Below are 24806 nucleotides of genomic sequence, written 5' to 3' on the forward strand. Positions count from 1 at the left end.
ATGCACGGCGCACGGCGTGCCGCAACGGCGCTGCTCGCGCTGGCCTGCACGGCGGCCCACGCCGGCGGCGACGAGGCGCTGAAGAACGTCGCCGTCGGCGGCACGCTGCTGAGCTGGGCGGCGGCGCTGTGGAGCGGCGCGCCGCTCGTGCGCTGCGACGACACGCGCTGGCGGCTGCGCGCCGCGGTGGCGAGCGACGACGAGCTGCAGCAGGTGCAGCTCGGCGCGTCGCGCGGACGCTGCCCGCTGCTCGACGCCGGGCCATGGTCGCTGAGCCACGCGCCGACACTCGGCGTCGCACACTGGCGCGCCGACGAGGGCCCGTACGCACGCAGCGCGTTCGACGTCGCTGCGGTGCCGATGCTGCACTGGCGGCTGCCCACAGCCGGTGCGTCGCTGGCGTTCGACGTCGAACTGGGCATCGGCGCCGCGTGGCTGTCGCGCAAGAACGTCGGCACGCGGGCGAAGGGCTCGCACTTCCAGTTCAGCGACCACCTCGGCATCGGCGTCGGCGACGCCGGCGGGCGCTGGCGGCTGGGGTTCGCATACCGACACGTCAGCAACGGCGACCTCACCGACGACAACGACGCCGTCGACTTCAAGGGCGTCGTCTTCGAGTGGCGCCCGTCGGGCGGGCGCTGAACACGCGCGGCGGCGCACCGCCGCGGCGCCGCATGCACCACTGTCCGGGCGCGGCGGCCGGCGCCACAATCGCACCCACCTGACCCATGCCGCGCCCCGCGATGTTGCGCTCGCTGCGCGCCCAGATGCTGATCGGCACGACCGTCGTGCTCGTCGCGGCGTTGACGCTGATGGCGTGGAGCGCATGGCGGCTGCTGGGCGACGCACTCGAGGAGCGCTTCGCCGCCGAGGCCGCGCTCGTCGAGCCGCTGCTCGCCGCCGCGATCGGCCCGCTGCTGGCCGCACGCGACTACGCGACGCTCGAAGCCGTCGTGCAGCGCAGTGTCGAAGCGCGTGGCCTGGGCCATCTGGCGGTGCTCGACAGCAGCGGCCGCGAAATCACCCGCGCGCACGGCGGCGACCCCGCCGCCGTGCTGCCGCTGACGATGCCCGTCGTCGTCGAAGGGCAGCGCCTGGGCACGATCGAGCTGGGCATCCGCACCGACGCGCGCGAGCGTGCGCGCGCCGCGCTCGTCGAGCGCGCGGCCGCCGTCGGCGCGGTGCTGATCGCCGCGAGCGTGCTGCTGCTGGGCCTCGCGTCGACTTGGCTCACGCGCGGGCTGCGCCAGCTGGCCGACGCGAGCCGGCGCGTGGCCGACGGCGACTACCGCGTCGCGCTGGCGCCGAGTGCGCTGGCCGACGTGCAGCAGGTCTCGCAGGCATTCGAGCGCATGGCGCACGCGGTGCAGTCGCAGATGCAGGCGCTGCGCGACAGCGAGGCCTACCTGCGCTCGGTGCTCGACACGATGGCCGAGGGCCTGGTCGTCGTCGCGGCCGACCGGCGCGTGCTCTACATCAACGACGCCGCGGCGCGGCTGATGGGCGTGCCGGCCGAGCAGTACACCGTCGCGCAGTCGGAGCGTTACGGCATCCGCGTCTACCACCCCGACGGCCGCGAGATGACGCCCGACGAACGCCCCGGTGCGCGCGCGCTGCGCGACGGCGTCGTCGTGCGCGATCACCTCGAGCGGCTGGTGACGCCGGCGGGCGAATCGCGCTGGCTGTCGGTCAACGTGACGCCGCTGGTGCGCGAGGGCGAGCGCACGCCGTATGCCGTCGTCGCGACGTACAACGACGTCACGACCCACGTCGAAGCCGAGCAGCGGCTGCGCACCGCCAACGAGGAGCTCGAGCGCCGCGTGCGCGAGCGCACCGCCGAGCTGCAGCAGGCCAAGGACGTCGCCGAGCGCGCGAGCCAGGCCAAGAGCGAGTTCCTCTCGCGCATGAGCCACGAGCTGCGCACGCCGCTGAACGCGATCATCGGCTTCGCACAGCTGCTGGGCATCGCGCGCCCGCCGCTGCCGCCGGCGCAGCGCGAACAGGTGCGCCAGATCGAGACCGCCGGCTGGCACCTGCTCGAGCTGATCAACGAGGTGCTCGACCTCTCGCGCATCGAGGCCGGCGCGATGTCGCTGTCGCTCGAGACGGTCCGGCTCGCCGGCGTCGTCGGCGAGGCACTCGGCCTCGTGCAGACGCAGGCCGCCGAGCGCAGCATCACGCTCGCGCACCACGTCGACGAGACGCTGTGGGCGCGCGCCGACCGCCGCCGCCTGCTGCAGGTGCTGGGCAACCTGCTGTCCAACGCCGTCAAGTACAACCGCCCGCAAGGCAGCGTGACCGTCACCGCGCACCGCCGCGGTGACCGCGTCGTCGTCGGCGTCGCCGACACCGGCCGCGGCTTCACCGCCGAGCAGCTCGAGCGGCTGTACCAGCCGTTCACGCGCTTCGAGGCCGAGGGTGAGACCGTCGACGGCACCGGCATCGGCCTGGTCATCACGAAGCGCCTGGTCGAGCTGATGAACGGCTCGCTGCACGTCGAGTCGCAGCCCGGCGCCGGCGCACTGTTCAGCTTCGACCTGCCGGCCGCGGCACCACCGGCGCAGGCCCCGGCCGCCGGCGCCGCCATGGTGACCGCCGAGCGCCGCGGCGACGGCGTGCGCCTGCTGTACGTCGAGGACAACCCGTCGAACCTGGCGCTGTTCGAACAGCTGATGACGCTGCGCCCCGGCGCCACGCTGAGCACCGCACGCGACGGCCTGGCGGGACTGGCGCTGGCACGCTCGCTGCAGCCCGACCTCGCGGTGATCGACATCGACCTGCCGGGCATCGACGGCATCGAGCTGTGCCGGCGCCTGCGCGCCGACGCGGCCACGCGCGCGATCCCGCTCGTCGCGCTGAGCGCGAACGCGCTGCCGGCCGACATCGAGCGCGCCCGTGCCGCCGGCTTCGACGCCTATCTGACGAAGCCGCTCGACGTCGGCCGCCTGCTCGACGAGATCGACCGGCGCACCGCCGCACGGGGCGCGCGGCGATGATCGCGCGCCGCCGCCTGCCCGCCGCCGTGGCCGCCTGGGCCGTGGCGCTCGGTGCCGCCGCGCTCGCGCCGCGGCGGGTGCGCGCCCAGCCGGCGCCGCTGCGCGTCGCGCTGGTGCCGTTCCTGTCGCCGATGGCGATGCTCGCCGCGTTCAAGCCGCTGCGCGAGCACCTCGAGCGCGAGCTCGGCCGGCCGGTCGAGCTGTACACGGCGCGCAGCGTGCCGGCGCTCATCGAACGGATGCGCCGCGAGCCCGACGACCTGACGCTGGTGCCGGCGCACATCGCGCGACTGGCCAGCGTCGACTGGGGCTTCGTGCCGCTGGCCGGCACGCTGCAGCGCACGACGGCACAACTGCTGGTGCGAGATGACAGCGCGCTGGCCGACGCGCAGGCGCTGCGCGGGCGCAGCGTCGGCGTGCTCGACCGGCTGTCGCTGCCGGCCGTGATCGTGATGACCTGGCTGCAGGCACGTGGCCTCGAGGCCGAGCGCGACTACCGCGTCGCGCCGCAGGCCGCGATCGACAGCGCGCTGTACGCGCTCGACCGCGGCGACATCGACGCGCTCGCGGTGGCGGCGACGCAGCTCGACATCGCACCGGCCGGCGCGCCGCGCCGGGTGCGCGTGCTCGCCGACGCGGGCACGATGCCCGGCCCCGTCTACGTCGCCCGGCCGGGGCTGGCAGCCGCCGACGTCGAGCGGCTGCGCGCGGCACTCGGCCGCTATGCGCCCGACGCCGCGGCGCCGCCGACGGTGGTCAACACGGCGCTGCGGCCCGTGACGGCGGCGGAGCTGGCGGCTCTGGACGCCTACCTGCCCAAGCTGCGTCAGCAGCTCGCGCGCTGAGGCGTGCGCCGCCGTGCACGATGCCCGCCGGCGGCAGGCGGCCTCGGCGCGCCGGCCGGCACGCGTGCACGCGCGCTGCTACACTCGCGACCGCTTTCGAGGAGCGTTGCAAGGCCCGGCACGCGATGCCGCCGGCGCCCCAGGCTCGAAAGTCCCGTCCCTGCAACGGCGCTCACCCGCACCGAGTCTGCGCGTGGGTGAGCTGTCACGACGCGCGGCCGCGGTGCGCCACCGCACCTGTGACCGGAGATCGTGATGAACGCCATCCTCAAGCCCACCCTGGACCAGGATTTCGCCGTGGCCGACCTGTCGCTCGCCGACTGGGGCCGCAAGGAGATCCGCATCGCCGAGACCGAGATGCTCGGTCTGATGGCGATCCGCGACGAATACGCCGCCAGCCAGCCCCTCAAGGGCGCGCGCATCACCGGCTCGCTGCACATGACGATCCAGACCGCGGTGCTCGTCGAGACGCTGCAGGCGCTCGGCGCGAAGGTGCGCTGGGCCAGCTGCAACATCTTCAGCACGCAGGACCACGCCGCCGCCGCACTGGCCGCCGGCGGCACCCCGGTGTTCGCCTACAAGGGCGAGACGCTGGCCGACTACTGGGACTACACGCACCGCATCTTCGAGTTCGGCGCCAAGGGCACCGACGGCGAAGGCCCGAACATGATCCTCGACGACGGCGGCGACGCGACGCTGCTGATGCACCTGGGCAAGAAGGCCGAGCGTGACGCCTCGGTGCTTTCGAACCCCGGCAGCGAGGAGGAGCGCGTGCTGTTCGCCGCGATCCGCGCCAAGCTCGCCGAGGACCCGACCTGGTACAGCCGCAAGAGCGCGCAGATCATCGGCGTCACCGAGGAGACGACGACCGGCGTCAACCGCCTCAAGCAGATGGCTGCGCGCGGCGAGCTGATGTTCCGCGCGATCAACGTCAACGACAGCGTCACGAAGAGCAAGTTCGACAACCTCTACGGCTGCCGCGAGAGCCTGGTCGACGGCATCAAGCGCGCCACCGACGTGATGGTGGCCGGCAAGGTCGCCGTCGTGTGCGGCTACGGCGACGTCGGCAAGGGCAGCGCGCAGGCGCTGCGCGCGCTGTCGGCGCAGGTGTGGGTCACCGAGGTCGACCCGATCTGCGCGCTGCAGGCCGCGATGGAAGGCTACCGCGTCGTGACCATGGACTATGCGTGCGACAAGGCCGACATCTTCGTCACCGCCACCGGCAACAAGAACGTCATCACGTTCGAGCACATGGCGAAGATGAAGGACCAGGCCATCGTCTGCAACATCGGCCACTTCGACAACGAGATCGACGTCGCCGCACTCGAGGCGAAGTGCCGCTGGGAGGAGATCAAGCCGCAGGTCGACCACGTGATCTTCGACGACGGCAAGCGCATCATCCTGCTCGCCAAGGGGCGGCTCGTGAACCTCGGCTGCGCGACGGGACACCCGAGCTACGTGATGTCGAGCTCGTTCGCGAACCAGACGATCGCGCAGATCGAGCTGTTCACGCACGCCGACTACTACGAGGTCGGCAAGGTCTACACGCTGCCCAAGCACCTCGACGAGAAGGTCGCGCGGCTGCAGCTGAAGAAGCTCGGCGCGATGCTGACCGAACTCACCGACGAGCAGGCCGCCTACATCGGCGTGCCCAAGCAGGGGCCGTACAAGCCCGACACGTACCGCTACTGAACCGCGCGACGTCGATGCGCGCCGACCAGCTGCTGGTCGCGCAAGGGCTGGCCCCGACGCGATCGGCCGCGCAGCGGCTGATCGCGCGCGGCGCGGTGCGCTGGCGCCGCGACGGCGGCAGCGCGTGGACGACGCCGCGCAAGGCCGGCGACGAGCTGCCGGCCGGCTGCGAGATCGAAGTCGTCGACGACGCCGAGCTGCGCTGGGCCTCGCGCGGCGGGCTCAAGCTCGACGGCGCGCTGACCGCCACCGGCCTCGACGTGCGCGGCAGGACGGCGCTGGACGTCGGCCAGAGCACCGGCGGCTTCACCGACGTGCTGCTTGCGCGCGGCGCGGCGCGCGTCGTCGGCGTCGACGTCGGCCACGGCCAGCTGCACCCGCGGCTGCGCGCCGACGCGCGCGTCGTCGCGCTCGAAGGCGTCAACGCGCGCCACCTCGACGCGGCCGCGCTCGGCGATGCGATGCCCGCCGGCGGCTTCGGCCTCGTCGTCGGCGACCTGTCGTTCATCTCGCTCGCGCACGTGCTGCCGGCACTCGCCCCGCTGCTGGCCGCCGATGGCGACCTGCTGCTGCTCGTCAAGCCACAGTTCGAGCTGCAGCCCGCGCAGCTCGGCAAGGGCGGCATCGTGAAGGACGCGGCGCTGTACGGCGCCGTGCGCGAGCGCGTCGAGGCGGCGTGCCGCAACGCCGGCCTCGCCGTGCAGCGCTGGCTCGCGAGCCCGGTGCGCGGCGGCGACGGCAACACCGAGTTCTTCGTCTGGGCGCGTCACGCGCCGCGGACGCCGGAGTGACCGATGACCCACCCCTCCCGCAAGACCCCGATCAGCCTGGAGTTCTTTCCGCCGAAGACGCCCGACGGCGTGGCCAAGCTCGCCGCCGCGCGGCGCGAGCTGTATGCGCTGAAGCCCGAGTTCTGCTCGGTGACGTACGGCGCCGGCGGCTCGACGCAGCAAGGCACGCTGCAGACGGTGCGCGACATCCTCGCCGAAGGCGTCGACGCGGCGCCGCACTTCAGCTGCGTCGGCGCGAGCCGCGACTCGATCCGCGCGAAGCTGCGCGAGTTCGACGCCGCCGGCGTGCGCCGCCTTGTCGCGCTGCGCGGCGACCTGCCCAGCGGCTTCGGCGCCGGCGCGCTCGGCGAGTTCCGCTATGCGTCGGACCTCGTCGCGTTCATCCGCGCCGAGACGGGCCGGCGCTTCCACATCGAGGTCGGCGCGTACCCCGAGATGCACCCGCAGGCACGCACGCCGTCAGACGATCTGAAAGCGTTCGCGACCAAGGTGCGCGCCGGCGCCGACAGCGCGATCACGCAGATGTTCTTCAACAGCGACGCGTACTTCCGCTTCGTCGACGAGGCGCACGCGCTCGGCGTCGACATCCCGATCGTGCCCGGGATCATGCCGATCACGAACGCCAGCGGCATCATCCGCTTCGCCGACAACTGCGGCGCCGAGATCCCGCGCTGGATCCGCCTGCGCCTGCAGGGCTTCGGCGACGACGTCGAGTCGATCCGCGCGTTCGGCCTCGACGTCGTCACCGACCTCGTCGACCAGCTGACGACCGCCGGCGTGCCGGGGCTGCACTTCTACACGATGAACCAGGCGGGCCCGACGCTCGAGATCTGCCGCCGGCTCGGGCTGTAGCGTCGCACGCGGGCCACAGCAGTGTCGCGGCGTTGACGAAGCGCAAGGTGCGCGCGGCGGGTGACGGCTCCAATGGTTATCGAGCCATCCGGCCACACCCCCCGACTCTGCTGATGAGGAACACCATGAAAAGAGCCACTGCGCGCGCCGTCGCCCTCGCGGCCGCAGCCATCGCCGCCGCCACTGCCGTTGCGCCCGTGCAAGCCCAAGACAGCGGCAACTGGATCGTGCGGGCGCGCGCGCTGTACCTGGACCCGGCCAACAAGGACAACACCGGTCTCGACCTGAGCGTCAACGACAAGACGTTCCCCGAGATCGACATCACCTACTTCTTCACGCCGAACCTGGCGGCCGAGCTGATCCTGACCTACCCGCAGTCCCACAACGTGCGCTCCGGCGACACCAAGATCGGGTCGATCAAGCACCTGCCGCCGACGCTATCGCTGCAGTACCACTTCACCGGCATGGGCTGGCGGCCTTATGTCGGCCTCGGCATCAACTACACGAACCTGACCAGCGTCAAGTTCGACCCTGCAGTCGAGGCCGCGCTCGACCCGAGCCTCAAGCGCGACAGCTTCGGACTGGCGATCGGCGCTGGTGTCGACGTGCCGCTGGGCGGCGGCTGGCTGTTCAACGTCGACGTCAAGAAGGTGCAGATCAAGACCGACGTCTCGTCGTTCGGGACGAAGGTCGGGACGTTCAAGATCGACCCGCTGCTCGTCGGCATCGGCATCGGCAATCGCTTCTGACGCCGCGAGGCGGCGCGGCGCCTATTCGTCGCGCTGCCACGCGACGCCTTCCTCGGTGAGGATGGCGTCGAGCGGGACGTCGTGCGGCTCGGCGAGCAGCCACGGGATGAAGCCGTGGCTGTAGGCGACGCCGACGGTGAAGGGCCGCGGCGCGAGCGCCGCGAGCGTGCGGTCGTAGAAGCCGCCGCCGTAGCCCAGCCGCACGCCGCGTGGGCCGAAACCCACGCAGGGCACCAGCAGCAGCGACGGCTCGAAGCGCTCGGTGTCCTTCGGCTTCGGGATGCCGTAGGCGTCGTCTTCCATCGGGCAGCCGGGATACCAGACGTGGAAGCGCAACTGCCGGGTCGCGCGGTCGACCACCGGCAGGCCGATGCGCCGCCCCGGCTCGGCCTCGCTCCAGCGGTACAGCGCCGGCAGCGCGTCGAACTCGCCCTTGATCGGCCAGTACGCACCGATCGCCGTCTCGGGGCGGTGGATCAGCCACACGCGCAGCACCTCCTGCAGGTGCGCGGCGCGCTGGTGGCGGTCGATCAGTGCCTGGCGCTCGGCCTGCAGCTGGCGGCGCAGCAGCGCCTTGTCGCGTGACGGCTCGAGCGGCGGCAGCGGACGGGATTCACCGGACGACATCGTCCGCGCATTGTCGCGCGCACCGCCGGCGCCCTCGGCCGCCGCCGCGCGGCTCGAGCCGCCGACCCGCGGCCGCTCGACGCAAGCTGCTGCGCCGCCGCCACGCGCGTGATCGACGCAAGCGCGCCCGCGGCGCCGCGCTTTTCGCCGTGGCGGGTGCGACGCCGATGCGCTACACCACGGCCTGGGCGCACCGTGCCTTCGCCCCCCGTCACCGCCGCGCCGGGGGTGTGCGTTACATTGCCACGGGGTCGATGCCATGCAGTGGAAGACGTTTCATCGGTGTCTCGCACGCGTTGCGACGGTCTTCGCGGCGGCGGTGTGCGCCGCCACCGCCGTCGCCCAGCCGGCCACGCCCGGCGACCGCATCGTCCTCGATGCGCGCGAGGCGCTGCGCAAGGGCGACGCGCGCGCGCTCGCCGACGCCAAGCGCCGCATCGAGCCGCTGAAGCACCCGCTCGCGCCCTGGGTCGACTACTGGGAGCTCAGCCGCCGGCTGCGTGAAGTCACGGCCGACGAAGTCGAGGCCTTCTACGCGCGCTGGCCCGACACCTACGTCGAGGACCGGCTGCGCAACGACTGGCTGCTCGAGCTCGGCCGCCGCCGCGACTGGGACGACTTCCGGCGCGACCTGCCGCGCTTTCGCATGAACGACGACCGTCAGGTCGCGTGCTACGCGCTGGTGGCTGCGCACCTCGAGGGCCGCGACGTCGGCAACGCCGCCCGCGCGGCCTGGTTCGCCCAGCGCGACGCCGACGACGGCTGCCACCTGCTCGCGCGCACGCTGCTGGCCGCCGGTGTGTTCGGCCCCGCCGACGTGTGGCGCAAGGCGCGGCTGGCCACCGAGCAGCAGCGCGCCGCGGCGGCGCGCCAGGCGCTCACGCTGCTCGCGCCGCCGGTGCGCGGCGCCGACGCCAACTGGTGGGACCAGCCCGAAGCGACGCTGGACCGCACACCGCTCGGCCGCCGCCCCGACGGCCTGGACGTGCTCGCGCTCGCGCGGCTGGCCGCGCTCGACGCCGAGCGGGCGGCGCGCCGCCTCGAGGCCGGACTCGCCGGCCGGCTCGAGCCCGAGGCCGCCGCGTGGGCGTGGGCACAGACGGCGCGCTGGACGGCGCTGCGGCTGCAGCCGCAGGCGCTCGAGCGGTACGCCCAGGCGCGCGCCTATGCCGAACGTGCCGGCGACGGCGCCAGCGCGTGGTCGGACGACACGCTGGCCTGGCAGGTGCGCGCGGCGCTGCGCAGCAAGCCCACGCGCTGGGACGCAGTGCGCCAGGCGATCGACGCGATGACGCCCACCGGACGCAGCGACCCGGCGTGGGTCTACTGGGGCGCACGCGCCGACCTCGCGCTGGCCGCCGACGGCGAGGCCGGCGAGGCCCAGCGCAGCGCGGCGCGGCAGGCGCTGGCGTCGATCGCCGGGCAGATGCACTTCTACGGCAAGCTCGCCGCCGAGGACCTCGGGCGCTCGCCGGCGCTGCCGCCGGCGCCGGCGCCGCTGAGCGCCGCGGAGCGCGCGGCCGCGCAGCGCCACCCCGGGCTCGCGCGCGCGCTGCACGCGCTCGCGCTGGGCCTGCGCAGCGAGGGCGTGCGCGAGTGGAATTTCTCGCTGATCGGCATGGGCGACCGCGAACTGCTCGCCGCGGCGCAGCTGGCGTGCTCGCGCGCCGTGTGGGACCGCTGCATCAACACCAGCGAGCGCACGCGCGCCGAGGTCGACCTCGCGCAGCGCTTCCCGACGCCGTTTCGCGACGCCGTCGTCGAGCGCGCGCGCGACGCCGGCCTCGACCCGGCCCTGGTCTACGGCCTGATCCGCCAGGAATCGCGCTTCGTGACCGACGCACGCTCGGGCGTCGGCGCCTCGGGGCTGATGCAGGTGATGCCGGCCACCGCACGCTGGGTCGCACGCCGCCTCGGCCTGACGTACACGCCGCAGATGATCGACGACTTGCAGACCAACCTGCGGCTGGGCACCACCTACCTGCGGCTCGTGCTCGACGACTTCGGCGGCTCGCCGGCGCTGGCCACCGCGGCGTACAACGCCGGGCCCGGACGGCCGCGGCGCTGGCGCGACGGTCCCGAACTCGAGCCGGCGATGTGGGCCGAGACGATCCCGTTCAACGAAACCCGCGACTACGTCAAGAAGGTGCTGTCGAACGCGGCCTACTATGCCGTCGTGCTCGGCAGCGAGCCGCCGTCGCTGAAGGCACGGCTGGGCCCACCGATCGGGCCACGGCCGGTCGACGCGCCGCCGGCCAACGACGAACTGCCCTGAACCCTGCCGTGGAACCCCTCAGACTGTCCTCGTCCCCGATGAATCGCATCCTCGTCCTCGGCGGCACCGGCTTCGTCGGCCGCGCCACCTGCGCCGAACTCGTCGAGCGCAGCGGTGGTGCCGGCGGCACGATCACGGTGCCCACGCGCCGCGCCCGCGCCGGGCGCACGATCCGCTACCTGCCCACCGTCGAAGTCGTCGAGGCCGACGTCGTGCGCGACGACCGTGCGCTGGCGCGGCTGGTCGCCGGCCAGGACGCCGTCGTCAACCTGATCGCGATCCTGCACGGCGACGAGGCCCGCTTCCGCGAAGTCCATGTCGAGCTGCCGCGCCGGCTGTCGAAGGCGATGCGCGACGCCGGCGTGCGGCGGCTCGTGCACGTCAGCGCGCTGGGCGTCGGGCCCAACGCGCCGTCGCTGTACCTGCGCTCGAAGACCGAGGGCGAAGCGGTGCTGCGCGACGCCGGCCTCGAGCTGACGATCCTGCGCCCGTCGGTGATCTTCGGCGCCGAGGACCGCTTCATCAACCTGTTCGCGAAGCTGCAGGGCGTGCTGCCGCTGGTGCCGCTGGGCGGCGCGCAGGCGCGCTTCCAGCCAGTGTGGGTGCAGGACGTCGCGCGCGCGATCGTCGTCGCCCTCGAGCGCCGCGACGCGATCGGCCAGACCTACGAGTGCGTCGGCCCGACCGTCTACACGCTGGCCGAGCTGGTGCGGCTGGCCGGGCGCCTCGCCGGGCACGAGCGCCCGGTGCTGCCGCTGCCCGGCGCGCTCGCGGGCCTGCAGGCGCGGCTGATGGAGCTCGCGCCGGGCGAGCCGCTGATGTCGCGCGACAACCTGCTGTCGATGCAGGTGCCCAACGTCGCGACCGGCCAGCTGCCGGGCCTCGAGGCGCTGGGCATCGCGCCCTCGGCGCTCGAAGCGATCGTGCCGACCTACCTCGGCAGCGGCGCCGGCCGCGCGCGCCTGACGCCGCTGCGCGCGCGGGCGCACCGCAACTGAACCTGCCGGCGGCGAGCCAGCGGGCCGGCCGACGGTGAAGAGCTACGTCGTCGGCGGCGCCGTGCGCGACCGGCTGCTCGGCCGGCCGGTGGGCGACGTCGACCACGTCGTCGTCGGCGCGACGCCCGAGCAGATGCTCGCGGCGGGCTTCCGGCCCGTCGGGCGCGACTTCCCGGTGTTCCTGCATCCCGCGACCGGCGAGGAGTACGCGCTCGCGCGCACCGAGCGCAAGGTCGCGCGCGGCTACCACGGCTTCACGTTCCACGCCGACGCATCGGTCACGCTCGAGCAGGACCTCGCACGGCGCGACCTGACGATCAACGCGATGGCGATCGACCCCGACAGCGGCGACGTCATCGACCCCTACGGCGGCCGGCGCGACCTGGCCGCGCGCGTGCTGCGCCACGTCACCGACGCATTCGCCGAGGACCCGGTGCGCATCCTGCGCGTCGCGCGCTTCGCGGCGCGGCTGCCCGACTTCAGCGTCGCGCCCGAGACGACGGCGCTGATGCGCCGCCTCGTCGACGCCGGCGAGGTCGACGCGCTGGTGCCCGAGCGCGTGTGGCAGGAGCTCGCGCGCGGGCTGATGGAGGCGCGCCCGAGCCGCATGTTCGAGGTGCTGCGCGACTGCGGCGCGCTCGCGGTGCTGCTGCCCGAGGTCGACCGGCTGTGGGGCGTGCCGCAGCCCGCGCAGCACCACCCCGAGGTCGACACCGGCGTGCACCTGATGCTCGTGCTCGACGCCGCGGCGCGCCTGGACGCACCGCTGCCGGTGCGCTGGGCCTGTCTCGGCCACGACCTCGGCAAGGGCACGACGCCGCGCGACGAGTGGCCGCGCCACCTCGGCCACGAGGCGCGCAGCGTGCAGCTCGTCGAGGCGATCGACCGCCGGCTCAAGGTGCCCGGCGACTGCCACGAGCTCGCCGTGCTCGCCGCGCGCGAACACGGGCACGTGCACGCCAGCGCCGCGCTCGACGCCGCCGGCGTGCTGCGCCTGCTCGAGCGCTGCGACGCGCTGCGGCGGCCCGAGCGCTTTGCGCAGCTGCTGCTCGCGTGCGAGTGCGACGCGCGCGGGCGCCGCGGGCGCGAGCACGACCCGTACCCGCCGCGCGAGCGGCTGCAGCGCGCACTCGACGTCGCGCGCGCGGTCGACACGGCGGCGATCGCCGCGTCTGCCGGCGGCGTGCCCGGCCCGCAGATCGGCGCCGCGATCCGCCGCGCCCGCGTGGCCGCGCTCGCCGACGCCGGCATCGCCGCGGCGTCCTGACGGCGGCGAGTCCCCCGGACCGCGCGGCCGGCGCGGCTGCGCTACGCTCGACGGCCACGGGCAGTCCGGGAGCGTGGCATGGGGTTGGCCGACGGCATCCGCAAGCACGGGTTTCGCAAGTGGTACGAGCGCGAGCTGCTCGGCAGCCATGCGTGGCTGGTGCTGACCTTCCTGTGCACGATCGGCCTGGCCGCGGCCTTCGAAGGGCTGAGCCTGGGCGGCACAGACGCGCGGCTGGGCAACTTCGCGGCGATCGGGCTGTGCGGCGTCGTCGGCGTCGTCGCGCTGCGCCGCTATCTGTACCGCCTGATGCACGCCGAGCAGGTGGCCAACCAGGCGGTGTGCGCACAGTGCCAGACCTACGGCCGCCTCGAGGTCGCCGCCGAAGAAGCCGGCGGGCGGCGGCTGCGCGTGCGCTGCCGGCACTGCGCGCACGAGTGGTCGCTCGAAGGCTGAAGCGGCGCCGGCGGCGGTCAGACCAGCGCGCCGATCGCCATCGCGATCAGGCTCAGCAGCAGGCTGCTGGCCAGCGGCACGTACCACTCGCGCCCGCCGAGGCGGAAGCTGAAGTCGCCCGGCAGTCGGCCGAGGCCGATCTTCTCGAGCCACGCGCGCAAGCCGTTGAACAGCAGGAACGCGAGCAGGAACACGATCAGCCAGCGCATCGCGGCCTCACAGCGTGTGCGTGCGGTCGCCTGCGGCGAAGCCCAGCGGCGCCACGTCGATGCCGCGGCCGAACGCGAGCACCTTGAACAGCTCGCCCATCTCGTGCTCGGTCAGCAGCTTCTGCGCGTTCGCGCGCTCGCGCAGGTCGGCGTCGGCCAGCAGGTCGAGCAGCCCGCAGTTGATCAGGAACCGTGCCTGCGTCGTGTAGCCGAGCACGTCGGCACCGGCGTCCTGCGCCGCGAGCGCGACCGCCGTGAAGTCGACGTGCGACGTGATGTCCTTGTCACCGACGTCGGCCAGCGGGTCGGCGTCGGCACGGTGCGCGCGGTGGCACATCAGCGTGCCGCCGGTGCGCTGCGGGTGGTAGTACTCGGCCTGCGGAAAACCGTAGTCGACGAACAGCGCGGCACCGCGGTCGAGCCGCTCGGCGAGCGTCGCCACGAACGCGCACGCCTGCCGGTGCAGTTCGGTCACGGTGCCGGGCACGAAACCGGCATCGACGGGCGGGCGCAACTCGGTCGGCCGGTCGGCCCAGACGAAGCGCTCGCCGTCGAGCGCGACGCCGCGCTCCGACCAGCGTTCGCCGTCCCAGTGCAGCAGCTGCACCGGCATCGCGTCGAGCACCTCGTTGCCGACGACGACACCGTGCAGCCGCGCCGGCAGCTCGGCCAGCCACTCGACGCGCGCGCCGAAGCGCCGCAGCCGCTCGCGCTGGCGCGCCGCCAGCGCCGGCGAGACGTCGACGATCGCGTAGCGGCGCACGCGCTCGCCGAGCGCGTCGAGCAGCTGCTCGGCCAGCGCCCCCGAACCGGCGCCGAACTCCCACACCGTGTCGGCGCCGGCCGTGTCGAGCCACTGCGCGACCTGCCGCGCCAGTGCGCGGCCGAAGTACGGCGACAGTTCGGGCGCGGTGACGAAGTCGCTGCCCGACGCCGGCCCGAGGCCGAACTGGCGGTCGCCGCGCGCGTAGTAGCCGCCCTGCGGCGCGTACAGCGCCAGCGCCATGAAGCGGTCGAACGGCAGCCAGCCGCCGGCCGCGGCGATGGCCTGCGCGATGTGCCGCTGCAGCGGCGTCGATACACTGGCCGGCTGCGCGCCGCCGGCCGGCGACGCCGCCGTCGCCCTCCGGGCCGAGCGCTCGTTCATCGACCGATTGTAGGAAGCCCATGTCCGCCCGCCCCGTCGTGCTCGTCACCGGCGCCGCCCGCCGGCTCGGGCGCGCGATCGCGCTGCACCTCGCGCGCCAGGGCCACGACGTCGCGGTGCACTACCACCGCTCGCAGGCCGACGCCCGGCGCACCGTCGACGACGCCGTGGCGGCCGGCGCCGCCGCCGCCGCGTTCGCGGCCGACCTCGCCGACGAGGCCGCCTGCCGGGCGCTGGTGCCGGCCGTCGTCGCGCACTTCGGCCGGCTCGACGCCGTCGTCAACAACGCGTCGCTGTTCGAGCCGGACCACGCGGCCGACTTCAGCTACGCCGCGATGGAACGTCACTGGCGCGCCAACACGGCGCCGGCCGTCGTGCTCGCGCAGGCGCTGCACGAGCACCTCGCCGCGCGCGGCGCCAACACGCCGGGCTGCGTCGTCAACCTGCTCGACCAGAAGCTGTGGAATCCGAACCCCGACTGCCTGTCGTACACGCTGTCGAAGGCCGCGCTCGAGTGCGCGACGACGCTGCTCGCGCAGGCGCTGGCGCCGCGCGTGCGCGTGTGCGGCGTCGCGCCCGGCCTCACGCTGGGCAGCGCGCAGATCGACGACGCCAAGCTCGCGCAGCTGCAGGCCAAGGCGCTGCTCGGCTACGGCGCGCGGCCCGACGACGTCGCCCACGCGGTGCACTTCCTGCTGACGGCGCGCGCGAGCACCGGCACGACGGTGCTCGTCGACGCCGGCCAGCACCTGCAGCCGCACGATCGCGATTTCGGGTACCTCGCATGAACGGCCCCACCGCGCTGCGGCGACTGTCGGTCGAGCGGCTGCGCGTGCTCGCCAGGCGCACGGTGCGCCGCGCGTGGGCGCGCATCACCCAACCCAACGTGTTCCCGCTTTGCGACGGCGCGCCCGTCGTCGCCGACGTCCATGTCCACGACCTCGCCTGACACCGCCGTGACCACGCCGGCCGCCGACCCGCGCCGCGCCGAGTTCGAGCTGCGCAAGCTCGACAAGCGCCTGCACCGCCTCGTGGGCCAGGCGATCGCCGACTTCAACATGATCGAGCCCGGCGACAAGGTCATAGTGTGCGTCTCGGGCGGCAAGGACAGCTACGCACTGCTCGACATCCTGCTCGGGCTGCGCCGGCGCGCGCCGATCGCCTTCGACGTCGTCGCCGTCAACCTCGACCAGAAGCAGCCGGGCTTCCCGGCCGACGTGCTGCCGACGTACCTGCGCTCGCTCGGCATCCCCTTCCACATCGAGACGCAGGACACGTACTCGATCGTCAAGCGCCTGATCCCCGAAGGGCAGACGATGTGCAGCCTGTGCTCGCGGCTGCGCCGCGGCATCCTGTACCGCGTCGCCAGCGAGCTCGGCGCGACCAAGATCGCGCTCGGCCACCACCGCGACGACATGCTGCAGACGCTGCTGATGAACATGTTCTTCGGCAGCCGTCTCAAGGGCATGCCGCCGAAGCTGGTCAGCGACGACGGCCGCCACATCGTGATCCGCCCGCTGGCCTACGTCGCCGAGGTCGACCTCGAGCGCTGGGCCGAGCACCGCAAGTTCCCGATCATCCCGTGCACGCTGTGCGGCAGCCAGCCCAACCTGCAGCGCGCGCAGATCAAGCAGATGCTGCGCGACTGGGACAGGCGCTTCCCGGGGCGCATCGACAACATGTTCACCGCGCTCGCCAACGTCGTGCCGTCGCACCTGATGGACCGCAAGCTGTACCCGTTCGAGACGCTGCAGCGCACCGGTGTCGCCGACCCCGACGGCGACATCGCGTTCGACGAGGAGCCGTGCGCGCCGGCGCCGCCTGCGATCCGCATCGTGCGCGACGACCCGCGCGACGGCTGATCGGGCCCGAGGCGCCGTTGCACGGACGATGCCGTGCAAGCGCTTGCGTCCCGTGGCGGTCGTTCGTGAAGGCTTGACTGCAAAGGTGGGTGCGCGGCACGCGGCGCGGGCATGCGTGCTCCGGCCCATCTCGTGTGGACACGATTGCGGTGAGCGAAGCGCGGTGCGGTCGGCACCGCCCGTGGCCAGACGACGCTGGCGTGAATGAGAGCCTCACTGGCAAACCGTCACACCCCAAGGCGCGACAGCTGTCACGTTGCGACAGCTGCATTGCCGCGGGACAACCCGCAGACCGCCGGCCCATCACTTGGGACAGCACCACGCAGCACGTGGCTGGCACGCCGCTTGCCCTTACCGCGGCATGACCGGCCCCTCGTCACCCCCGCTGCTCGGCGTCGTCGCCAACCCGGTGTCGGCGCGCGACATCCGCCGCGTCGTCGCCAACGCCGGCAACCTGCAGATCACCGATCGCGTCAACATCGTGCTGCGCCTGCTGCAGGCCGCGCGCGCTGCCGGCGTCGCGCGTGCCCTGCTGATGCCCGACCGCGGCGGCATCCGCGCTCTGCTGGAGCGGCACCTCAAGCGTGGCGACAGCACGCTGCCGGTCATCGAGTGGCTGGACTTCGAGCCCGCGTCCACCGTCGAGGACAGCTTTGCCGCGGCGCGGGCGCTGCACGCCGCCGGCGCGCGCGCCATCGTCGTGCTGGGCGGTGACGGCACGCACCGCGCGGTGGTGCGCGAGCTGGCGGGCCGACCCGATGCGCCGCCGATCGCCGGGCTCTCGACTGGAACCAACAATGCCTTTCCGGAGATGCGCGAGCCCACCATCACCGGGCTGGCGGCCGGCCTTTTTGCCGCCGGGCGCATCGACGCCGATCAGGCGCTGGTGCCCAACAAGCTGCTCGAGGTACTGATCCACCCACGCGACGGCGGCCCGCAGCGGCGCGACATCGCCATCGTCGACGCCGTCATCACGCACGACCGCAGCGTGGGCGCACGTGCGCTGTGGAAGACCGGCTCGCTGGCCGCCGCCTACCTGGCCTTTGCCGAGCCCGAGGCCATCGGCCTGTCGTCGATCGGCGGCCTGCTGCAACCGGTGTCGCGGCGCGAGCGCGGCGGCCTGGCGGTACAGCTGGCGGCCGATCCCGCGCACACGCTGCTGACGCTGCACGCGCCCATCGCGCCGGGCCTGGTGCTGCCGGTGCCGGTGGCCAGCTGGCAGCGCATGGCGCCCGACGAGCCGCTGCGCGTGCAGCAGCAGGCAGGCACGGTGGCGCTGGACGGGGAACGCGAACTGGCCTTCGAGGCCGGCGACCGCGTCAGCGTGACGCTGCGCGAGAACGCCTTCTTCACCGTCGACGTGGCGCGCTGCATGGCGGCGGCGGCGCGCGACGGCTTGCTGCGGTCGGCACCCGCCGACCACCCCCTTTCCAACCCCTGACCGACGAGGAGACAGACGATGGCAGGCAACCCCTTCCCGCAGTCGCGCGAGCAGCTGCTGCAGGCCTACCGCACGATGCGCACCATCCGCGAATTCGAGGAGCGGCTGCACATTGACTTTGCGCGTGGCGACATCCCCGGCTTCGTGCACCTGTATGCCGGCGAGGAGGCCGCCGGCACCGGGATCATGATGCACCTGAAGGACGGTGACCGCATCGCCAGCACGCACCGCGGCCACGGCCACTGCATCGCCAAGGGCGTGGACCCGGTGGCGATGATGAAGGAGATCTACGGCAAGAAGGGCGGCAGCTGCGAGGGCAAGGGCGGCAGCATGCACATCGCCGACCTCGGCAAGGGCATGATGGGCGCCAACGGCATCCTGGGCGCCGGCGCGCCGCTGGTCTGCGGCGCGGCGCTGGCGGCCAAATTTCGCGCCCAGAAGTCGGGCGGACCGAGCGACGTGGCGATCAGCTTCGTCGGCGACGGCGCCAGCAACCAGGGCACCTTCCTCGAGAGCCTGAACCTGGCCGCGGTGTGGAACCTGCCGGCGATCTTCGTCGTCGAGAACAACGGCTATGCCGAATCCACCAGCCGCGACTACGGCGTGGCGGTGGACAGTTATGTCGACCGCGCGGCCGGCTTCGGCCTGCCCGGCGTGACGGTGGACGGTACCGACTTCTTCGCCGTGCACGAGGCCGCCGGCGAGATCATCGAGCGTGCGCGCCGGGGCGGCGGGCCGGCGTTGCTGGAGTGCAAGATGGTGCGCTTCCACGGCCACTTCGAAGGCGACGCGCAGACCTACCGCGCGCCCGGCGAGCTCGACGACATCCGCAGCAACCACGACTGCCTGAAGAAATTCACCGCCGCCGTCACCGGCGCCGGCGTGCTGACGGCCGCCGAGCTGCAGGCCATCGACCACGAGGTGCTGGGGCTGATCGAGCGCGCCGTCACCGAGGCCAAGGCGGCACCGTTGCCGACGCAGGCCGACCTGCTGACCGACGTCTACGTCCATTACTGAGCCACCAGGAGACCTACACCATGGCACGCAAGATCAGCATGAAGCAGGCGATCAACGAGGCGCTTGACCAGGAGATGGCGCGCGACCCCTCGGTGATCGTGATGGGCGAGGACATCGTCGGCGGCGCCGGCGGCGAGGGCGAGCGCGACGCCTGGGGTGGCGTGCTCGGCGTCACCAAGGGCCTGTACGCCAAGCACGGCGACCGGTTGATGGACACCCCGCTGTCGGAATCGGCCTATATCGGCGCCGCCATCGGCGCGGCCTGCTGCGGCATGCGCCCGGTGGCCGAACTGATGTTCGTCGACTTCATGGGCGTGTGCTTCGACCAGATCTTCAACCAGGCCGCCAAGTTCAGGTACATGTTCGGCGGCAAGGCGGAGACGCCGGTCGTCATCCGCGCGATGTGCGGTGCGGGCTTCCGCGCCGCGGCGCAGCACAGCCAGATGCTGACGCCGCTGTTCACGCACATCCCGGGACTGAAGGTCGTCTGCCCGAGCACGCCCTATGACACCAAGGGCCTGCTGATCCAGAGCATCCGCGACAACGACCCGGTGATCTTCCTCGAGCACAAGAACCTCTACGGCTTCGAGGGCGAGGTGCCGGAGGCCAGCTATGCCATCCCGTTCGGCGAGGCCAATGTCGTGCGCGAGGGCAGGACGGCCACCGTCGTCACCTACGGGCTGATGGTGCACCGCGCGCTGGACGCCGCCGCGACGATGGCCAAGGAGGGCGTCGAGCTCGAGGTCATCGACCTGCGCACGCTGAGCCCGCTGGACCTGGACACCGTGCTCGAATCGGTCGAGAAGACCGGGCGGCTGGTCTGCGTCGACGAGGCCAACCCGCGCTGCAGCATCGCCTGCGACATCTCGGCGCAGGTGGTGCAGCAAGCCTTCAAGGCCCTGAAGGGGCCGATCGAGATGGTGACCGCGCCGCACACGCCGGTGCCCTTCTCGCCGGTACTGGAGGACCTGTACATCCCCAGCGCGGCGCAGATCGCGGCCGCCGTCAAGCGCACCATGGCCGGAGGCAAGCAGTAATGGCTACACCTGGCATCACCCCCATCGTCATGCCCAAGTGGGGGCTGGAGATGCGCGAAGGCACCATCGCCGGCTGGCTGGTCGACGAGGGCACGCGCATCACGGTGGGCCAGCCCATCGTCGACGTCGAGACCGACAAGATCTCCAACGCCGTGGAGGCGCCCGACCCCGGGCTGCTGCGGCGCAAGGTGGCGAAGGATGGCGAGACGCTGCCGGTGAAGGCGCTGCTGGGCGTGCTGGCCGAGCCCGAGGTTTCGGACGCCGACATCGACGCCTACATCGCCGGCTACGTGGTGCCTGCGGCCGCCGAGGGCGATGACGAGGCGCCGTCCTTCGCCTGGATCGAGGTCGACGGCATCCGCGTGCGCCACGCCCGCCGCGGGCCCGAGGCCGGCACGCCGGTGCTCTTCATCCACGGCTTCGGCGGCGACCTCGGCAACTGGCTGTTCAACCTCGACGCCATCGCGGAAAGCCATCCGGTGATCGCCCTCGACCTGCCCGGCCACGGGCAGTCCGACCCCCGGCTGCCGGGACACACGCTGGCCGACCTGGCCCGCTTCGTGGGGCGCTTCCTCGACGCCATCGGGGTGCCGCGCGTGCATGCCGTGGGCCATTCGATGGGCGGCGCCATCGCGGCGCAGCTGGCCCGCGACCAGCCGCCGCGGGTGGCCTCGCTCACGCTCGTCAACAGCGCCGGGCTGGGGCCCGAGATCAACGCCGCCTACATCGACGGCTTCGTCGCCGCGGCGTCGCGGCGCGAGCTCAAGCCTGTGGTCGAGCAGCTGTTTGCCGACCCGTCGCTGGTCACCCGTCAGCTGCTGGACGACCTGCTGAAGTACAAGCGGCTGGACGGCGTGCCCGAGCTGCTGCAGGCGCTGGCGGCGTCGCTGTTTGCCGGCGGCCGTCAGGCCGAGCAGCCGGCGCTGGAACTGGAAGGTTCCGGCGTGCCGGTGACGGTGGTGTGGGGCGCGGCCGACCAGGTGATCCCGGCGTCGCACGCGCAGCATGCGCCGCCCGGTGCCAAGGTCAAGGTGCTGCCCGAGGCCGGCCACATGGCGATGATGGAGAAGGCCGGCGACTTCAATTCGCTGCTGCGCGGCCACCTCGCCGAATGCTGAGGCGGCGGTGGCGCTGCCTGTGTTCGGCTTCGTCACCGTGCACCGGCGGCCCGTGACCGCCGGCGTCGCGCACGAGGCCGACTGGCTGGCTGGCAGCGCGGCGCTCGGCCGGGCCAGCGCGCACCTGTGGACGGCGCCGACGGGCATCGTCGTGCCGCGGCGCTACACCGCCCTGCCCGGCTGGGCTGCCGCCGCGGCGGACGGCCGGCATGGCGAAGTGCAGGTGCGCGCCTCTGGCGGCGGCCTGGTGCCGCAGGGCCCGGGCGTGTGGAACCTCAGCCTGGCCTGGCCGGCGCCCGGCGCCGCGCCCGCCGGCACCGAGGCCATCTACCGCGACCTGTGCGCGGCGCTGGCGGCTGCCCTCGCGCGGCTGGGCATCCAGGCCTCACCGCAGCCGGTGGCCGGCTCGTTCTGCGACGGCCGCTACAACCTGGCCGTGGACGGCGCCAAGCTGGCGGGCACGGCGCAGGCCTGGCGCCGCGTGGCCGGCGTGCCGATGGTGCTGGCGCATGCGGTCATCGTCGTCAGTGCCGATCCGGTCGCGCTGACGGCACGCGCCAATACCTTCGAAGCGGCGCTCGGCACGTCCACGCGCTACCGGGCCGACGCGCTGACCAGCGTCGCGCAGGCCGCCGGCGCGACCGACATCGAGGCCCGCACGCTGACCGCGCTGGCCGAACAGTTGGCCCGCGTCGTCCCGCCGCGGGTCGTTGCATCGACGGAGAACCCCCATGGTGTTGCTTGAATTTGCGATGGCCCCCGGCGGCAAGGGCGAGAGCGTGAGCGAATACGTGGCCCGCATCCTCGACGTCATCGACCGCAGCGGCCTGCCCTACCAGCTCACGCCCATGGGCACCATCCTCGAAGGCGACTGGGACGAGGTGATGGGCGTGGTGACCGCCTGTTTCAAGGCACTAGAGCCCGACTGCTCGCGCATCGGCATGAACCTGAAGGTGGACTACCGCGCCGGGCCGGCCGGGCGGCTGAAGAGCAAGACCGAGAAGATCGAGCAGCGGCTGGGCCGCAAGCTCTCGACCTGAGGAGATTCGGCCGCCGCACGGCGAGCCGGCGCTACAGTCGGGCCTGGTCAGACGCGGCCCCAGCCGCGCAGGCAGGACGGGCAGGAGACAGGGCATGGAACTGCGACAGCGCGAGCACATCGCCACCGTGATGCGCCTGGCCGGCGAGGGTCTGCCCCTGCCCCCAGCACAGGCCCCCGACCCAGTGATCGCCGACAGCTGGGCCCGCTGCGTGCACCAGCACGGCCTGGACCCGACGCGGATGCAGGAGGCCATCATCCTGCCGCCGCACCGCGTGCGCGAGCACCAAGAGCGGCTGGACGAATTCCTGCGCATCGCCCGCCACGGCCTGGAGGCGCTGTACCAGCAGGTGGCCGGCATGGGCTATTGCGTGCTGCTCACCGACGCGCGCGGCGTCACCGTCGACTTCATCGGCGACCTGCAACTCGACGCCACGCTGCGCAAGGCCGGGCTCTACCTGGGCAGCGACTGGTCCGAACACCACGCCGGCACCTGCGGCGTGGGCACGGCAATCGCCACCGGCCAGGCCTTGACGGTGCATCAGGGCGACCACTTCGACGCCACCCACATCCCGCTGACCTGCACCGCGGCGCCGGTGTACGACCCGCTCGGGCGGCTGAATGCCATCCTTGACATCAGCGCGCTGACCTCCCCGCAGGCCAAGAGCAGCCAGCACCTGGCACTGCAGCTGGTCAAGGTCTATGCGCAGCGGGTGGAGAACGCCAACTTTCTGCGCTGCTTCCGCCACGACTGGGTGCTGAAGCTGCACCCCAGCCCGGAATTCGTCGAGATCAACCCCGACCATCTGGTGGCGCTGGATGCGCATGGGCGCATCGTCGGCCACAACCGCGCGGCCCAGCTGCTGCTGGAAGGCGAGCATGGCAGCACCGTGCTTGGCCTGCCCTTCGAGCAATTGGTCAATGCCCGGCTGGACGACCTGGGCCGCTTCGTGCGCGCGATGCCGGGCGAACACCGGGCGGTGACGCTGGCACGCAGCGGGCGGGTGCTGTTCCTGCACGCCGTGCCGCCGCCCAGCCGCTGGGCCCATGCCGCCGCGGTGGCCACGCCCGCCGACCCTGTGGTGCCGGCGCCGCTGGCACAGCTGTCGGGCGGCGACCCGGCGCTCGACCGCCAGATCCAGCGCGCCGCGCGCCTAGTCGATACGCCGGTGAGCGTGCTCATCACCGGCGAAACCGGCAGCGGCAAGGAATATTTCGCCAAGGCCCTGCACCAGGCCAGCCAGCGCCGCGGCAAGCCCTTCGTCGCCGTCAACTGCGCCGCCATCCCCGAGACGCTGATCGAGAGCGAGCTCTTCGGCCACCTGCCCGGCAGCTTCAGCGGCGCGCGGCTCAAGGGCAAGGCCGGCCTCATTCAAGAGGCCGACGGCGGCACGCTGTTTCTCGACGAGATCGGCGATATGCCGCTGCCGCTGCAGGCGCGGCTGCTGCGCGTGCTGGCCGAGCGCGAGGTGCTGCCGATCGGCGCCACGCGCGCCGTCAAGGTCGACGTGCGCGTGATCGCCGCCACCCACGCCGACCTGCAGGCCCTGGTGCGCGCCGGCCGCTTCCGCGACGACCTGTACTACCGCCTGGCCGGCGCCCACCTGGTGCTGCCGCCGCTGCGCCAGCGGCGCGACCTGCCCTGGCTGGTGGCCAAGCTGCTGCGCGAGGGCGGCCGCCAGGTGCAGCTGGGCCCGGACGCCGAACACTGGCTGCGCGCGCACGACTGGCCGGGCAACCTGCGCGAGCTGAGGAACGTCATCGACTACGCCAGCGCGATGGCCGGTGACGGCGGCGTGATCGGCGTGGCCGACCTGCCCGATGGGCTGCTGGCGGCTGCGCGTGCCGCCCCGGCCCCCACCACGCCTGCCGAGCCCGCGGCCGTGCCGGCCGAGGCGCAGCTGCTGCTGCAGTACCTGCGTGCCGCACGCTGGAATGTCAGCGCCGTGGCGCACCAGCTGGGCGTGGCGCGCATGACGGTCTACCGGCGCATGAAGCGATGGGGCATCACGCCGCCGGGATACGGCGACGGTGACGGTTGACGCTGCCGGCCTGAAGTGTCCCCAGCGACGGATGCAGGACGTGCTCAGCAAGACACCACAACATCCGGGCCGGCGCGAGCGCAATGGGCCTGCGCCCCAAGGACCGCACTCCCCTTACCGCACTCCCCTGCATTCAACCCTGCACAAACTGCGCGCGCGTGCCGTGCCCCAGCGTGAGGGCGGCGCGTGGCGTGGGCGTGCGGGCGCAGGCCCCATTCGCGCTCGCCGCCCACCGTGCCAGGGCACCTCGCTGCGCAGGGCAGGGCGACCGCAGTGCACCGCCGCTGCCGCGCGAGGTGGGCCGGAGCACGCATGCCCGCGCCGCGTGCCGGGCGCCCACCCTCGC

24 protein-coding genes and 1 riboswitch are annotated in these 24806 nt (G+C 73.0%); of the genes, 21 read left to right on the forward strand and 3 right to left on the reverse strand.

The window, feature by feature from the left end; translation table 11 throughout:
* The 7 genes from MOJ79_RS02120 to MOJ79_RS02150 all read left to right on the forward strand — a co-directional run bounded on the left by MOJ79_RS02120 (nucleotide 1) and on the right by MOJ79_RS02150 (nucleotide 7925).
* Nucleotides 1-642: an acyloxyacyl hydrolase gene (locus MOJ79_RS02120; protein ID WP_241922758.1), complete on the forward strand. Its 642-nt coding sequence runs from the start codon at nucleotides 1-3 to the stop codon at nucleotides 640-642.
* A gap of 101 nt (nucleotides 643-743) precedes the next feature.
* Entirely contained in the window at nucleotides 744-2996 is a 2253-nt protein-coding gene (locus MOJ79_RS02125) for a hybrid sensor histidine kinase/response regulator (RefSeq protein WP_241922665.1), read from the forward strand.
* On the forward strand, nucleotides 2993-3841 hold the full coding sequence (locus MOJ79_RS02130; protein WP_241922666.1) for a phosphate/phosphite/phosphonate ABC transporter substrate-binding protein: 849 nt from the start codon (nucleotides 2993-2995) through the stop codon (nucleotides 3839-3841). Before MOJ79_RS02125 ends, MOJ79_RS02130 begins: the two co-directional genes overlap by 4 nt.
* Nucleotides 3842-3933: 92 nt before the next feature.
* Nucleotides 3934-4022, forward strand: a riboswitch (S-adenosyl-L-homocysteine riboswitch).
* A gap of 74 nt (nucleotides 4023-4096) precedes the next feature.
* The gene (ahcY, locus tag MOJ79_RS02135; RefSeq protein WP_241922667.1) at nucleotides 4097-5533 is read left to right on the forward strand and encodes an adenosylhomocysteinase; all 1437 of its coding nucleotides are present in this window, start codon (nucleotides 4097-4099) and stop codon (nucleotides 5531-5533) included.
* Between the two features lie 14 nt (nucleotides 5534-5547).
* Nucleotides 5548-6324 (forward strand): TlyA family RNA methyltransferase, encoded by a 777-nt coding sequence (locus MOJ79_RS02140; protein WP_241922668.1) that lies wholly within the window; start codon nucleotides 5548-5550, stop codon nucleotides 6322-6324.
* A gap of 3 nt (nucleotides 6325-6327) precedes the next feature.
* The gene (metF, locus tag MOJ79_RS02145; protein WP_241922669.1) at nucleotides 6328-7176 is read left to right on the forward strand and encodes a methylenetetrahydrofolate reductase [NAD(P)H]; all 849 of its coding nucleotides are present in this window, start codon (nucleotides 6328-6330) and stop codon (nucleotides 7174-7176) included.
* A gap of 125 nt (nucleotides 7177-7301) precedes the next feature.
* Entirely contained in the window at nucleotides 7302-7925 is a 624-nt protein-coding gene (locus tag MOJ79_RS02150; RefSeq protein WP_241922670.1) for an OmpW/AlkL family protein, read from the forward strand.
* A 21-nt stretch (nucleotides 7926-7946) separates the two neighbouring features.
* Here MOJ79_RS02150 and MOJ79_RS02155 read toward each other — a convergent pair whose 3' ends face one another.
* Nucleotides 7947-8552 (reverse strand): 5-formyltetrahydrofolate cyclo-ligase, encoded by a 606-nt coding sequence (locus MOJ79_RS02155; RefSeq protein ID WP_241922671.1) that lies wholly within the window; start codon nucleotides 8550-8552, stop codon nucleotides 7947-7949.
* 259 nt (nucleotides 8553-8811) lie between these two features.
* Between MOJ79_RS02155 and MOJ79_RS02160 the strand changes: the two genes are divergently transcribed.
* The 4 genes from MOJ79_RS02160 (at nucleotide 8812) to MOJ79_RS02175 (ending at nucleotide 13548) form a co-directional block, all read left to right on the forward strand.
* Nucleotides 8812-10827, forward strand: a complete 2016-nt coding sequence (locus MOJ79_RS02160; RefSeq protein ID WP_259374276.1) for a lytic transglycosylase domain-containing protein — start codon at nucleotides 8812-8814, stop codon at nucleotides 10825-10827.
* Nucleotides 10828-10865: 38 nt separating this feature from the next.
* The gene (locus MOJ79_RS02165) at nucleotides 10866-11825 is read left to right on the forward strand and encodes a complex I NDUFA9 subunit family protein (protein WP_241922673.1); all 960 of its coding nucleotides are present in this window, start codon (nucleotides 10866-10868) and stop codon (nucleotides 11823-11825) included.
* A 34-nt stretch (nucleotides 11826-11859) separates the two neighbouring features.
* Nucleotides 11860-13092 (forward strand): multifunctional CCA addition/repair protein, encoded by a 1233-nt coding sequence (locus MOJ79_RS02170; RefSeq protein WP_241922674.1) that lies wholly within the window; start codon nucleotides 11860-11862, stop codon nucleotides 13090-13092.
* A 78-nt stretch (nucleotides 13093-13170) separates the two neighbouring features.
* Complete coding sequence (locus MOJ79_RS02175; RefSeq protein WP_241922675.1) at nucleotides 13171-13548, forward strand: hypothetical protein; 378 nt, start codon at nucleotides 13171-13173, stop codon at nucleotides 13546-13548.
* 17 nt (nucleotides 13549-13565) lie between these two features.
* On the opposite strand, the gene MOJ79_RS02180 is transcribed toward MOJ79_RS02175, so the two are convergent.
* A complete protein-coding gene (locus tag MOJ79_RS02180; RefSeq protein ID WP_241922676.1) occupies nucleotides 13566-13757 on the reverse strand; it encodes a DUF2905 domain-containing protein in 192 nt (63 codons plus the stop codon).
* 7 nt (nucleotides 13758-13764) lie between these two features.
* Nucleotides 13765-14904: a class I SAM-dependent methyltransferase gene (locus tag MOJ79_RS02185; RefSeq protein WP_241922677.1), complete on the reverse strand. Its 1140-nt coding sequence runs from the start codon at nucleotides 14902-14904 to the stop codon at nucleotides 13765-13767.
* A gap of 20 nt (nucleotides 14905-14924) precedes the next feature.
* On the opposite strand from MOJ79_RS02185, the gene MOJ79_RS02190 reads away from it, so the two are divergent.
* From MOJ79_RS02190 to MOJ79_RS02235, 10 genes are all read left to right on the forward strand, one after another.
* Nucleotides 14925-15692 (forward strand): SDR family oxidoreductase, encoded by a 768-nt coding sequence (locus MOJ79_RS02190; RefSeq protein WP_241922678.1) that lies wholly within the window; start codon nucleotides 14925-14927, stop codon nucleotides 15690-15692.
* Nucleotides 15689-15853 carry a hypothetical protein gene (locus tag MOJ79_RS02195; RefSeq protein WP_241922679.1) on the forward strand — a complete coding sequence of 55 codons (165 nt, stop codon included), beginning with the start codon at nucleotides 15689-15691 and terminating at the stop codon, nucleotides 15851-15853. The genes MOJ79_RS02190 and MOJ79_RS02195 overlap by 4 nt, the downstream gene beginning before the upstream one ends.
* Nucleotides 15834-16766 carry a tRNA 2-thiocytidine(32) synthetase TtcA gene (ttcA, locus tag MOJ79_RS02200; protein ID WP_241922680.1) on the forward strand — a complete coding sequence of 311 codons (933 nt, stop codon included), beginning with the start codon at nucleotides 15834-15836 and terminating at the stop codon, nucleotides 16764-16766. The genes MOJ79_RS02195 and ttcA overlap by 20 nt, the downstream gene beginning before the upstream one ends.
* Before the next feature lie 361 nt (nucleotides 16767-17127).
* Nucleotides 17128-18207 carry an NAD(+)/NADH kinase gene (locus tag MOJ79_RS02205; protein WP_241922681.1) on the forward strand — a complete coding sequence of 360 codons (1080 nt, stop codon included), beginning with the start codon at nucleotides 17128-17130 and terminating at the stop codon, nucleotides 18205-18207.
* 18 nt (nucleotides 18208-18225) lie between these two features.
* Nucleotides 18226-19224, forward strand: a complete 999-nt coding sequence (locus MOJ79_RS02210) for a thiamine pyrophosphate-dependent dehydrogenase E1 component subunit alpha (RefSeq protein WP_241922682.1) — start codon at nucleotides 18226-18228, stop codon at nucleotides 19222-19224.
* Between the two features lie 20 nt (nucleotides 19225-19244).
* The gene (locus MOJ79_RS02215; RefSeq protein ID WP_241922683.1) at nucleotides 19245-20261 is read left to right on the forward strand and encodes an alpha-ketoacid dehydrogenase subunit beta; all 1017 of its coding nucleotides are present in this window, start codon (nucleotides 19245-19247) and stop codon (nucleotides 20259-20261) included.
* Nucleotides 20261-21379, forward strand: a complete 1119-nt coding sequence (locus MOJ79_RS02220; protein WP_241922684.1) for an acetoin dehydrogenase dihydrolipoyllysine-residue acetyltransferase subunit — start codon at nucleotides 20261-20263, stop codon at nucleotides 21377-21379. Before MOJ79_RS02215 ends, MOJ79_RS02220 begins: the two co-directional genes overlap by 1 nt.
* Before the next feature lie 7 nt (nucleotides 21380-21386).
* Nucleotides 21387-22124 (forward strand): lipoyl protein ligase domain-containing protein, encoded by a 738-nt coding sequence (locus MOJ79_RS02225; RefSeq protein WP_241922685.1) that lies wholly within the window; start codon nucleotides 21387-21389, stop codon nucleotides 22122-22124.
* Nucleotides 22111-22419, forward strand: coding sequence for an MTH1187 family thiamine-binding protein (locus MOJ79_RS02230; protein WP_241922686.1), 309 nt, complete (start codon nucleotides 22111-22113; stop codon nucleotides 22417-22419). The genes MOJ79_RS02225 and MOJ79_RS02230 overlap by 14 nt, the downstream gene beginning before the upstream one ends.
* A 94-nt stretch (nucleotides 22420-22513) precedes the next feature.
* Nucleotides 22514-24460 carry a sigma-54-dependent Fis family transcriptional regulator gene (locus MOJ79_RS02235; protein ID WP_241922687.1) on the forward strand — a complete coding sequence of 649 codons (1947 nt, stop codon included), beginning with the start codon at nucleotides 22514-22516 and terminating at the stop codon, nucleotides 24458-24460.
* Nucleotides 24461-24806 lie beyond the last annotated feature (346 nt).

Origin of the sequence: Calidifontimicrobium sp. SYSU G02091, from assembly GCF_022631395.1 — a bacterium.
Taxonomy (GTDB): Bacteria; Pseudomonadota; Gammaproteobacteria; order Burkholderiales; family Burkholderiaceae_C; genus Calidifontimicrobium; species Calidifontimicrobium sediminis.

What these genes read in the sequence shown, in the direction of transcription:
- MOJ79_RS02120 (WP_241922758.1), top strand. Translation starts at nt 1, where the DNA reads ATGCACGGCGCACGGCGTGCCGCAACGGCGCTGCTCGCGCTGGCCTGC.
- MOJ79_RS02125 (WP_241922665.1), top strand. Translation starts at nt 744, where the DNA reads ATGTTGCGCTCGCTGCGCGCCCAGATGCTGATCGGCACGACCGTCGTG.
- MOJ79_RS02130 (WP_241922666.1), top strand. Translation starts at nt 2,993, where the DNA reads ATGATCGCGCGCCGCCGCCTGCCCGCCGCCGTGGCCGCCTGGGCCGTG.
- ahcY (WP_241922667.1), top strand. Translation starts at nt 4,097, where the DNA reads ATGAACGCCATCCTCAAGCCCACCCTGGACCAGGATTTCGCCGTGGCC.
- MOJ79_RS02140 (WP_241922668.1), top strand. Translation starts at nt 5,548, where the DNA reads ATGCGCGCCGACCAGCTGCTGGTCGCGCAAGGGCTGGCCCCGACGCGA.
- metF (WP_241922669.1), top strand. Translation starts at nt 6,328, where the DNA reads ATGACCCACCCCTCCCGCAAGACCCCGATCAGCCTGGAGTTCTTTCCG.
- MOJ79_RS02150 (WP_241922670.1), top strand. Translation starts at nt 7,302, where the DNA reads ATGAAAAGAGCCACTGCGCGCGCCGTCGCCCTCGCGGCCGCAGCCATC.
- MOJ79_RS02155 (WP_241922671.1), bottom strand. Translation starts at nt 8,552, where the DNA reads ATGTCGTCCGGTGAATCCCGTCCGCTGCCGCCGCTCGAGCCGTCACGC.
- MOJ79_RS02160 (WP_259374276.1), top strand. Translation starts at nt 8,812, where the DNA reads ATGCAGTGGAAGACGTTTCATCGGTGTCTCGCACGCGTTGCGACGGTC.
- MOJ79_RS02165 (WP_241922673.1), top strand. Translation starts at nt 10,866, where the DNA reads ATGAATCGCATCCTCGTCCTCGGCGGCACCGGCTTCGTCGGCCGCGCC.
- MOJ79_RS02175 (WP_241922675.1), top strand. Translation starts at nt 13,171, where the DNA reads ATGGGGTTGGCCGACGGCATCCGCAAGCACGGGTTTCGCAAGTGGTAC.
- MOJ79_RS02180 (WP_241922676.1), bottom strand. Translation starts at nt 13,757, where the DNA reads ATGCGCTGGCTGATCGTGTTCCTGCTCGCGTTCCTGCTGTTCAACGGC.
- MOJ79_RS02185 (WP_241922677.1), bottom strand. Translation starts at nt 14,904, where the DNA reads ATGAACGAGCGCTCGGCCCGGAGGGCGACGGCGGCGTCGCCGGCCGGC.
- MOJ79_RS02190 (WP_241922678.1), top strand. Translation starts at nt 14,925, where the DNA reads ATGTCCGCCCGCCCCGTCGTGCTCGTCACCGGCGCCGCCCGCCGGCTC.
- MOJ79_RS02195 (WP_241922679.1), top strand. Translation starts at nt 15,689, where the DNA reads ATGAACGGCCCCACCGCGCTGCGGCGACTGTCGGTCGAGCGGCTGCGC.
- ttcA (WP_241922680.1), top strand. Translation starts at nt 15,834, where the DNA reads ATGTCCACGACCTCGCCTGACACCGCCGTGACCACGCCGGCCGCCGAC.
- MOJ79_RS02205 (WP_241922681.1), top strand. Translation starts at nt 17,128, where the DNA reads ATGACCGGCCCCTCGTCACCCCCGCTGCTCGGCGTCGTCGCCAACCCG.
- MOJ79_RS02210 (WP_241922682.1), top strand. Translation starts at nt 18,226, where the DNA reads ATGGCAGGCAACCCCTTCCCGCAGTCGCGCGAGCAGCTGCTGCAGGCC.
- MOJ79_RS02215 (WP_241922683.1), top strand. Translation starts at nt 19,245, where the DNA reads ATGGCACGCAAGATCAGCATGAAGCAGGCGATCAACGAGGCGCTTGAC.
- MOJ79_RS02220 (WP_241922684.1), top strand. Translation starts at nt 20,261, where the DNA reads ATGGCTACACCTGGCATCACCCCCATCGTCATGCCCAAGTGGGGGCTG.
- MOJ79_RS02230 (WP_241922686.1), top strand. Translation starts at nt 22,111, where the DNA reads ATGGTGTTGCTTGAATTTGCGATGGCCCCCGGCGGCAAGGGCGAGAGC.
- MOJ79_RS02235 (WP_241922687.1), top strand. Translation starts at nt 22,514, where the DNA reads ATGGAACTGCGACAGCGCGAGCACATCGCCACCGTGATGCGCCTGGCC.